8 protein-coding genes are annotated in these 9,975 nt (G+C 48.3%); all 8 read left to right on the top strand.

Annotation, left to right across the window (positions count from 1 at the left end; all coding sequences use genetic code 11):
• Positions 1 to 137 precede the first annotated feature (137 nt).
• The 8 genes from VRUMOI_RS18560 (at position 138) to traN (ending at position 9,965) form a co-directional block, all read left to right on the top strand.
• Positions 138 to 845 (top strand): DsbC family protein, encoded by a 708-nt coding sequence (locus VRUMOI_RS18560; RefSeq protein ID WP_089140450.1) that lies wholly within the window; start codon positions 138 to 140, stop codon positions 843 to 845.
• On the top strand, positions 842 to 3,286 hold the full coding sequence (gene traC / locus VRUMOI_RS18555) for a type IV secretion system protein TraC (RefSeq protein ID WP_022635545.1): 2,445 nt from the start codon (positions 842 to 844) through the stop codon (positions 3,284 to 3,286). Before VRUMOI_RS18560 ends, traC begins: the two co-directional genes overlap by 4 nt.
• 14 nt (positions 3,287 to 3,300) lie before the next feature.
• Positions 3,301 to 3,618 (top strand): hypothetical protein, encoded by a 318-nt coding sequence (locus VRUMOI_RS18550; RefSeq protein ID WP_013141553.1) that lies wholly within the window; start codon positions 3,301 to 3,303, stop codon positions 3,616 to 3,618.
• Entirely contained in the window at positions 3,615 to 4,145 is a 531-nt protein-coding gene (locus VRUMOI_RS18545) for a S26 family signal peptidase (RefSeq protein ID WP_089140449.1), read from the top strand. Before VRUMOI_RS18550 ends, VRUMOI_RS18545 begins: the two co-directional genes overlap by 4 nt.
• Positions 4,108 to 5,373 carry a TrbC family F-type conjugative pilus assembly protein gene (locus tag VRUMOI_RS18540; protein ID WP_089140448.1) on the top strand — a complete coding sequence of 422 codons (1,266 nt, stop codon included), beginning with the start codon at positions 4,108 to 4,110 and terminating at the stop codon, positions 5,371 to 5,373. Before VRUMOI_RS18545 ends, VRUMOI_RS18540 begins: the two co-directional genes overlap by 38 nt.
• The gene (locus VRUMOI_RS18535; RefSeq protein WP_071681744.1) at positions 5,370 to 6,041 is read left to right on the top strand and encodes an EAL domain-containing protein; all 672 of its coding nucleotides are present in this window, start codon (positions 5,370 to 5,372) and stop codon (positions 6,039 to 6,041) included. Before VRUMOI_RS18540 ends, VRUMOI_RS18535 begins: the two co-directional genes overlap by 4 nt.
• Positions 6,038 to 7,045, top strand: coding sequence for a TraU family protein (locus tag VRUMOI_RS18530; RefSeq protein ID WP_022635548.1), 1,008 nt, complete (start codon positions 6,038 to 6,040; stop codon positions 7,043 to 7,045). Before VRUMOI_RS18535 ends, VRUMOI_RS18530 begins: the two co-directional genes overlap by 4 nt.
• A 103-nt stretch (positions 7,046 to 7,148) precedes the next feature.
• Positions 7,149 to 9,965 (top strand): conjugal transfer mating pair stabilization protein TraN, encoded by a 2,817-nt coding sequence (gene traN, locus VRUMOI_RS18525; RefSeq protein WP_022635549.1) that lies wholly within the window; start codon positions 7,149 to 7,151, stop codon positions 9,963 to 9,965.
• The last annotated feature ends 10 nt before the right edge of the window (positions 9,966 to 9,975 follow it).

Raw genomic sequence — 9,975 nt, 5'->3', positions numbered from 1 at the left:
CACAAAGCCCGGCTCAGACCGGGCTTTTTTTTGTATCTCGCTGGAGTTGTCCAAATTGGGCTATTACAGAGGCGAGTCTGTTCCCATCCCCCAGATACACTGCCCAGCATCCAGTAATCCAATTTTAGGGGATAGACATGCGAACAAAATTACTTGGGGCGCTGATGGTGTTCGGGATTATTACCGGCACAGCTCATGCGTCATCGAAATTGGAAATCACCGATCCAAGAGCAGCAAAGATAGAGGACATCGTGAAGCTGCCTATTAAGGGGGTTCGAGCTGTTCAGAGTGACGGACAAATAATGTTCCTTTCCGAAAACGGGCGTTTTGTTATTTCAGGACAAATCTACGACCTTTGGAGCAAAAAACCACTCAACACTATGTCCCAGATGCGCGATGTGGCAGAGCGTATTCACTTCAAGAACATGGGCATGGACGTGGACTCGCTGAACACCCTCTCGATGGGGCACGGTGACAAAGAAGTCGTGATATTTGTCGATCCTCGATGTGCTGTTTGTCACAAGCTCATAGATGAGTCCGAGTCGTTGGCAGATGAGTACACCTTCAAAATCGTCGTAATCCCCGCTCTGGGAGCTGAGTCTAATCGACTCGCCAAGAACTTGTACTGCGCGAAAGACAAGACTCATGCGCTCGATGCGCTGATGAATAACACCTTGGGCACACTTTCTTCAAAAGAAAATTGCGACCCCGGTCAGTATGACCAAACGCTGTTGACAGCCCACTTCATTGGGATTGAAGGAGTTCCGTTCGTTGTTGCTCCTGATGGCCGCGTTAGTAAGGGACGCCCAAAGAACATGAAATCATGGTTGGAGAGTGCTGAATGATCGTAACCATTAAAAAGAAACTCCAAGAAACGTTGATCCCGGAGCATTTGCGAGCTGCCGGGATTATTCCTGTTTTGGCCTATGACGAAGACGATCACGTCTTCCTTATGGACGACCACAGCGTTGGTTTTGGCTTCATGTGTGAGCCTCTATGTGGTGCCGATGAAAAAGTTCAAGAGCGGATGAACGGCTTCCTGAACCAAGAATTTCCATCTAAAGCCACGCTCCAGTTTGTTCTGTTCCGATCACCGGACATCAACCAGGAGATGTATCGGATGATGGGGTTGCGTGATGGATTCCGTCACGAGCTTCTGACATCTGTTATTAAGGAAAGAATCAACTTCCTACAGCATCACACGACTGACCGCATATCTGCCAAGACCAACAAAGGCACCTACGACAATGGCCTGATTCAAGATCTCAAGCTGTTTGTTACATGCAAAGTTCCAATCAATAACAACAACCCGAGTGAAAGCGAGCTCCAAAACCTAGCCCAGCTCCGCACGAAGGTCGAGTCGTCACTTCAAACCGTTGGCCTTCGCCCTCGCACCATGACTGCTGTGAACTACATCCGGATCATGAGCACAATCCTGAACTGGGGGCCTGATGCTTCGTGGAGGCATGATGCTGTTGACTGGGAAATGGATAAGCCTATCTGCGAGCAAGTCTTCGATTACGGCACCGATGTAGAAGTCAGTAAGAACGGTCTCAGACTGGGTGATTACCACGCAAAAGTCATGTCAGCGAAGAAACTGCCTGATGTTTTCTACTTCGGTGATGCGTTGACTTATGCAGGTGATCTGAGTGGCGGTAACTCCAGCATCAAAGAAAACTACATGGTCGTGACCAATGTGTTCTTCCCCGAGGCAGAGAGTACGAAAAACACTCTGGAGCGTAAGCGCCAATTCACAGTAAACCAAGCCTACGGCCCTATGCTCAAGTTCGTGCCGGTGCTTGCTGATAAAAAGGAGAGTTTCGACACTCTTTATGAGTCTATGAAAGAGGGGGCTAAGCCCGTCAAGATCTCTTACTCGGTGGTCTTGTTTGCTCCGACCAAAGAGCGTGTTGAAGCTGCGGCGATGGCCGCACGAAACATTTGGCGTGAATCTCGATTCGAGCTGATGGAGGATAAGTTCGTTGCTCTGCCGATGTTCCTCAACTGTCTGCCATTCTGCACCGACCGTGACGCGGTAAGAGATCTATTTCGCTATAAGACCATGACAACCGAGCAGGCCGCTGTAGTGTTGCCGGTGTTTGGTGAGTGGAAGGGAACTGGGACCTACCATGCTGCGCTGATTTCGCGCAACGGCCAGCTCATGAGTTTGTCTCTTCACGACAGTAACACGAACAAAAACCTGGTTATTGCTGCTGAATCTGGCTCGGGTAAATCGTTCCTTACCAACGAACTCATATTCTCCTACCTGTCTGAGGGAGCCCAGGTTTGGGTTATTGATGCCGGTAAGTCTTACCAGAAACTTTCGGAAATGCTCAATGGTGACTTTGTTCACTTTGAAGAAGGGACACACGTTTGTCTTAACCCGTTCGAGCTCATACAAAACTATGAAGACGAAGAGGACGCGATTGTCAGCCTAGTTTGTGCGATGGCCTCAGCGAAAGGCCTATTGGATGAGTGGCAGATCTCTGCGTTGAAGCAGGTTCTTTCTCGTCTTTGGGATGAGAAAGGCAAAGAGATGAAGGTTGACGACATCGCTGAGCGCTGTCTCGAAGGTGAAGATATGCGACTAAGAGACATTGGTCAGCAGCTCTACGCCTTTACGTCTCAGGGCAGCTACGGCAAGTATTTCTCTCGTAAGAACAACGTCAGCTTCCAGAATCAATTCACTGTACTGGAGCTCGATGAGCTGCAAGGGCGTAAACACCTCCGTCAGGTTGTGCTACTCCAGCTTATCTATCAGATCCAACAGGAAGTATTCCTTGGTGAACGTAATCGCAAGAAGGTCGTCATCGTGGATGAAGCATGGGATCTGCTCAAAGAAGGTGAAGTATCTACGTTTATGGAACACGCCTACCGGAAATTCCGTAAGTATGGCGGTTCAGTTGTTATTGCAACCCAGTCTATCAACGACCTTTATGAAAACGCTGTTGGCCGCGCCATCGCAGAAAACTCGGCCAGCATGTACCTGCTCGGCCAAACCGAAGAAACCGTGGAATCCGTTAAGCGTAGCGGTCGTCTGACCCTTTCTGAGGGCGGATTCCACACCCTCAAGACGGTACACACCATTCAGGGCGTGTACTCAGAAATCTTTATTAAATCGAAGAGTGGCATGGGGGTAGGACGCTTGATAGTGGGCGACTTCCAGAAGCTGCTGTATTCGACAGATCCGGTGGACGTTAACGCCATCGACCAGTTTGTGAAACAAGGCATGAGCATCCCTGAGGCTATCAAAGCCGTGATGCGAAACCGTAAACAGGCTGCATAACCAGGGAGACATTAATGGACATTAAATCAATCGTAATCGCTGCCGTTCTTGGTGCCGCTGGTGGCTTTGGCGGTAGTTACTTCGTAATGAACGAACAAACGGCAAGTATCCATGAGCGCTTAAATCAAACTCCGCCTGTAGTCGTGGTCGATTTTGCCAAGGTTGCGTCTGCATATCCTGCTGGAGCTTCTCAAGAGGAGTTGGAAAAACTGATGGTTAATACCAATAACGCGATTTTGAAGCTGAAAGACGCAGGGTATTTGGTGCTTGATGCAAGCACTGTTGTTGGTGCGCCAAACGATTTGTATCTCCCAGAGGAGGTGCTGAAATGAGATTTCATCTCACTAAATATTTCGTCAAAAAGGAGTCCTGGAAGCGCTTCGCTGTTAAGGCTGGAGTGACTCTTCTTATTTTGTGGGCTGCTGGTGCAGCTTTTGCCAGTCGCTACCGAATCGGCATTGATCCACAGCAAGAGAAATGCCTGCCTGGTTATACCTTCTTCCTCATTGATCTCAAAGACCAGTCATTGGAGAAAGGGGCTGTGTACGCCTTTAGTGCGAAGAACATGGAGCCTTTTTACAAGGACGGGACCCGCATGGTCAAAATCCTAACAGGGATGCCGGGGGACAAGGTGGAGATCAACGATAAATGGAAGATCACCGTCAACGGTGATGTCGTTGGAGAAGGACTCCAGCTTGCAGGAAAACTGCATTTGCCAGAGAGCTATTTTTACGGCAAATCCACGTTGAAAGATGACAACTACTGGTTTATGGGCAAAAGCTCATTCAGTTTCGACTCACGCTATTGGGGGACTGTGAAAAATGATCAAATCATTGGCCGCGCATATCCCCTGTTCTAAGACCGTTTTAACGGTATTGATGCTTTCTGTAGCTGGTGGGGGAGTCGCTCAAGAATCCCCGCTTACAGAGCAGGACAGGGAGCTTATTGAGCAAGGAAAACAGATAGCCGAAAGAGCTCAGAAGATGGAAATGCCGTCTTTGTTGCAAAACCAACACATGGACCAGGCTCAGGCCGAAGCCAAGACGTTTTTCAAGCAGCTCCAGTCTACCAACCAGACACTAAAGGAAATGCAGCTCAAGCAGGCCGAGAAAGGTATCTATACCGATCATCGGATACTGGTTTTCGCTTCACTTTCTCTTGGTGAACAGGGGCTAGATGATGTCTTAACGGCAGTGTCAGGTCAGCCTGATGCTGTGGTTGTATTCCGTGGTATTCCGGAGGGGATGAACTTGGGGCAGGGGGTAAAGGCTATTCAGGCGCTGGCGGCCAAGAAAGACCCTGTGCCGAACATCATCATCAACCCTACATTGTTCAAAACGTACAAAATTACAGCCGTCCCGACGATTGTTATGATCGAAGATGAACCGTTGCCGGGAGAGCAGCCAAATGTTGTTGCCCAAGTGTCTGGTTTGTCCGATCCGGTATGGCTTGCTCGTGAAGTTGATAACGGCGAGAAGGGTGATCTTGGTGTCAGGGGGCCAGTAGAGAAGATAGGTGAACCTGATCTTATTGATGTTGCCAAGAAACGCCTTGCCAATATTGACTGGGAAGATAAGAAGAAACAGGCTGCTGAGCGATTTTGGACCAAACAGAACTTCAATGAGCTGCCCAGAGCTTCTAAAGCTCGAACCAGAGAGATTGACCCCAGTGTGATGATCACCAGTGACATCAGCACTCCTGATGGCACCGTGTTTGCTCATGCTGGTGATGTGATCAACCCGCTGTGCGACCCGAAAGAAGTTTGCAAGCCAGGAACTCGTACATTCACCCAGGCTGTTGTGGTTTTCGACCCATTAGATAAAAAGCAAATGGATCTGCTCGCCAAAAAACTGCCTGAAATTAAGCGGGAGCCTGGCGTACAGAGGATCACCTACATCGCTACTTCGTTCGATAAAGACAAAGGCTGGGATTCTTACAAGAGTGTCACCGACAACTTTGATGCACCGGTATATCTACTAACTCCTGATCTGATTACTCGTTTCGAGCTGGAGCATACTCCGAGCGTGATTACCTCCAGAGGCAAGATGTTCGTAGTCCGCGAGCTGGCCGAGGAGGGCGATGAATGATTTTTGCCCCGGCTTTCCAACCAATCAAAGATGTCGGTACTGGTTCGTTTGTCGCTGCTGAGGTATTGGCTCGCTGGTACGACGAAGGCCGGGTTCTTACGCCATCCAGTCTGTTATCTCAACCTCATTGGGGGCTGGTGGACATGGAAGTGGCAAGGTTCATCCAGAAAAACCTACATCAATGCTTGGATTTATATCCGACGCTTTTTCTTAACGTCTCAGAGCACACTTTGCGCTCTGATGTCATTTTCAAAGCATGGACAAGGGTTATTCATGCCATAGCGCAAAACCACTCGGGCCGTTTTGTGATTGAGATTACAGAGGGCATTCAGGATGCGTCACTTGCATCCAGATGGGATGCGTTGATCGAAACTGGAGTTGAATTAGCCCTTGATGATTATGGAGATAAACACTCATCTCTGGAGCGTTTGAGTGGTTATCCCTGGCGTTACTGTAAGTTTGACGCGAGAAGGCTTCGCTCTCTCGAAGATTACCCAGCTATTGTCCATTGCCGAAGGAAAGGTATTCAGTTAATTGCTGAACAAGTAGAAACCTTTCCTTTAGGCGAGAGCGCCAAATTACTTGGATTGTCATGGCAGCAAGGTTTCTTTCATGGAAAGCCTGCTGTTATGGATAAACATTTGAATAACGTAAAGGCCTTACCATGATAAAAAAAATACTACGAATCATGACCGTAAGCGCGGTCTTTTGGGTTAACTCGGTGTCGGCTGATCCTGGGTGCCAGAATGCAGAAGTTATCGGCGGTAAGCTGATCACAGACATTTGCTGGAGCTGTATTTTCCCCATCAAAGTAGCTGGGGTTCCTATAAGTGGAGGTGGCGGCTCGTTCCCAAGTGAGGCCGTTAGCAACCCTCTGTGCATGTGCGAGGATAATCTCGGAGTTCCTCGGCCAGGTGTTACCACTTCAATGTGGGAGCCAGCCCGGCTCGTTGAGTTTCAGCGAGTACCAGGATGCTCATCTGTCTTGAATGGTGTCAGGTTCCCGTTTGATAGGACTAACCAAGGACACCACGGCATGGGCGACATGGATGGTGGTGATGGTTCTTTTATGCACTATCACTACTATGCGTTTCCTTTGTTAGTGATGCTCGATTTGTTCATTAAGCAAACCTGTAATGCTGATGGGTATATGGACCTCGACATCATGTACATGTCTGAGCTTGACCCTACTTGGAATAATGACGAGCTCGCCTTTTTCACCAACCCAGAAGCTGCGGCAGTGGCAAACCCAATTGCGGCGGCTGCGTGTACAGCGGATGCTATCTCATCAACCGCAGGAAAGCCTTTAAAACAGCTTTTCTGGTGTGCAGGATCATGGGGCACTTTGTATCCGTTTAGTGGCAATCAGAACGGTGGGAAAGGTGTTATCCGTGATAGCAGTCTTCTTAGCACCAGAGTTTTGGCCGCATTGCATCGCCGTGGTCTGGCATGGAAAACAATGGGGTCTGAGGCAATGTGCAGAGGTGTTATCAGTCCAACACTTCCCAAAACGCAGTACAAATTCACGCTATTGCATCCGGTTCCAGAGACCAATTCATCTCACGTCATTGGTGAATCCACTCTTACCTGGGGGCTGGCGCGTACTATACCGGCAATTGGGCAAGACCCTATCTACACCATCTGGCGATGGAATGATTGCTGCAACAATTAATCAGCACCAAACGAATCTGAATGGGCGTTTTTGATTATGCCCCAAAAGGGCCACTACACGTACAGGTGGCCCTTCTCTTCTCAGATAGCATGGGAAGGTTAAAATGGAGAACACAATGCGAAGTCATAATTACTTTATGAGAGCTGTGGCCTCGCTGTTGACAGTAACCATGTCTGCGCTGCCGATACATACCTATGCTAACGGTAGCCAAGACCAGGACATAACAGCGGTAGGTAAAGAGGCCCAGGCTTTCGGACAAAACCTCTCAAACTCATTCAAGTCGAGCTCGGGGACTGTGCAAAATGGCACAATCTCTATGCCGACGTTGAAAGATGGTCAGTTCCAAATGAATGGGGGGAGCCAGATTAATGTCAATGATCTGTTCCCAGGAACAAGCGGTACTAACAATAAACCGGACAGTTATTATTTCCCTGATGCCAACAAACCTGACGTTGGAGGCCTGCAAGGCATTTACGAGTCAGGCGATGACATGGACAGCGTGGGGAATAATGCCAAGGGGTCACTTTGGAGTGATGCCAATAGTGCAAACCCATCAATCTCAGGGGCTGCATATAAGGTTCTTCTCGATGCCTCTAATCGTTCACGTCCTGATTTTAGTAATGACCCGGTACTTAACCTAAGCAAAAAGACCTATGAGGACATGGACCTCATAGCAGATGGCTTTGGTGATTGTTCTGCCGAAACAACTATTAATCAGAATACCATCAACGCGCATATTCCAGAGTATGAGCGATGCCAGCGTGTTGTAGATCAAAGCGCGGACTGTGAGGTTGTCCATGACTACGACGCCTCTGTTGTGAAGCACTATGATGGCCCATATAACCTCAAATCTTGTGGAGAAGGCTGTACTGAGTTGTGGATTGGCCGAGTGGGTGACAACTACTGGAGTGGTAACTGTACGATCTATGAGGAATACACGCGGGTACAAGTCAGTAATCCAGACGCCATAGTGTCTGCAACGCTTGAGTACGCCAAGTGGGATGACTACATGCAAGTTTGGGTTGGTAAATCCGGTCAGGAAACTAAAGTGTGGTCAGGCCCTGATGGCAACTTCCCTCCAGAAACTGCTGGTCGATGCGAATTGTCAACAAGTTGGGAGCGTAACCCTAATGTCGATGTCACCCCCTATTTCAAGAATGTGAAAGATGGTGATGTTGTTACGTTTAAGATCCGCGTTTCAGTAAGTGGCGAAGGTGAGGGCTTTGGCCGCATAAAGCTACGCTATGACCCATCAAAAGCCATTACCAAGGATGAGTGGGCTCCACAGAGCTGCATGGATTCAGCCAAAGGGGTTGTAGATGGTTTTGCGGAAGGCGAGATCACTTGTATAGATGACCCGACTGATGCTACAGGCTGCACAGTCATCAACGGGATCAAAGTTTGCGAATCCCAACTCAAACCGTCACCTTTGCCTGGTATTCCAAAGCTATGTAAAAAGGTTCGAGTTAAAGCCGACTATGACTTCTATAAGGGTCAAATGGACTGCTGGACTGACCCTCAAGGTGAAACACACTGTCCGGTAAACACGGGCGGGAACCTTAATAGTTGTCAGAAGTATGAAGAAAACCCACAGTGCGGCTTTATCAGTTCCAAATGTGTTGATGGAGCTAAGGGGAGCTCTGGAACCTGCTACGTCCACGAGGATACCTATGACTGCGGAACGGATGTTTCTGTTCCAACCTTAGAAAAGGAAACAGAGTATCAATGTGGTGGGCCTATACGTTGTATGGGCGACGACTGTCTTGATTTGACAAAAACACAAAGTACAGATTTCGCTCGTGCTACTGCATTGCTTAATGCGGCCCAGTTTATGACTCAGGATATGAGCTGCACAGGCCAAGACGGTGATGACAATCCAACCGGGGAAGAAAACGTTATTTGTTCAGCATTTGCGGGAGAGGCTGGCGAGTGCAAAATAGCTGTTGGAGGTGTTTCAGATTGCTGTGAAAAGCCAACCAATATATCTCTTGCTGATTACTTGAACCTAATAATGGCTGTTCCAAAACTCGATGGGGCAGTAATGGGTTTGACTGATGGTAATGCGCTTAAAGGGGCTTATCAGGTTCTTAGGGAGCCAGCACTTCAAGGGTGGACAGAAGTCACAAAACCGTTCACAAGTTACATAGAGAACGTCTCTGGTGCGGTTGATTCGTTCTTTCAGCCTGTAGAGCAGTTTGTTGACCAGCTCATTGACCAGCTCAAAGAGCAAGTTAAAGAAGTGATGATGGATGTCATGAAATCAGCAGGTCAGGATGCAGCAACTGAGCAAGCTGCTGCTGCCGCATCCGAACAGGCAGCCGAAGCGATGATGGAGTCGGCAACGACATGGCTTAGTACCGCTATGACGATATATACCGTCTATGTTGTTGCAATGGTGATGATCCAAATGATTTATGCTTGTGAGGAAGAAGAGTTCACAATGAACGCCAAAAGAGCGCTAAAAAACTGCTCTTATGTGGGTTCTTACTGTAAGTCTAAGGTGTTAGGAGCTTGTATTGAAAAGAGAGAAGCATACTGCTGCTTCAATTCTCCACTCTCTCGTATTATACAAGAACAAGTTCGTCCGCAATTGGGCCAAAGCTTTGGAGACCCGAAAAACCCGCAGTGTGAAGGTATTCCACTAGATAAAATTGCCGAAATTGATTGGAGTAAAATTAATTTGGATGAGTGGCTTGGGATATTGCAGCAGAACGGTAAGTTCCCAGATCCAAACGCAATCAATCTCGATTCGCTGACAGGCGCTGGAAACGACTTTAATGTTGACGGTACGCGAAAGAATGCTCAGGAAAGGGCGTTAGAGCGTTTAGAGGGGATCGACATAGATGCGAAGCGTAAAGAGGCGACAAATAGTATAGACCCTCAAACTGGAGCTCCGACAAGTGGCGGAGGAGGGGGATAAAAAAGGGGCC

This window comes from Vibrio rumoiensis, from assembly GCF_002218045.2.
GTDB lineage: Bacteria > Pseudomonadota > Gammaproteobacteria > Enterobacterales > Vibrionaceae > Vibrio > Vibrio rumoiensis.
This window is presented reverse-complemented; position numbering and strand designations above follow the sequence as displayed.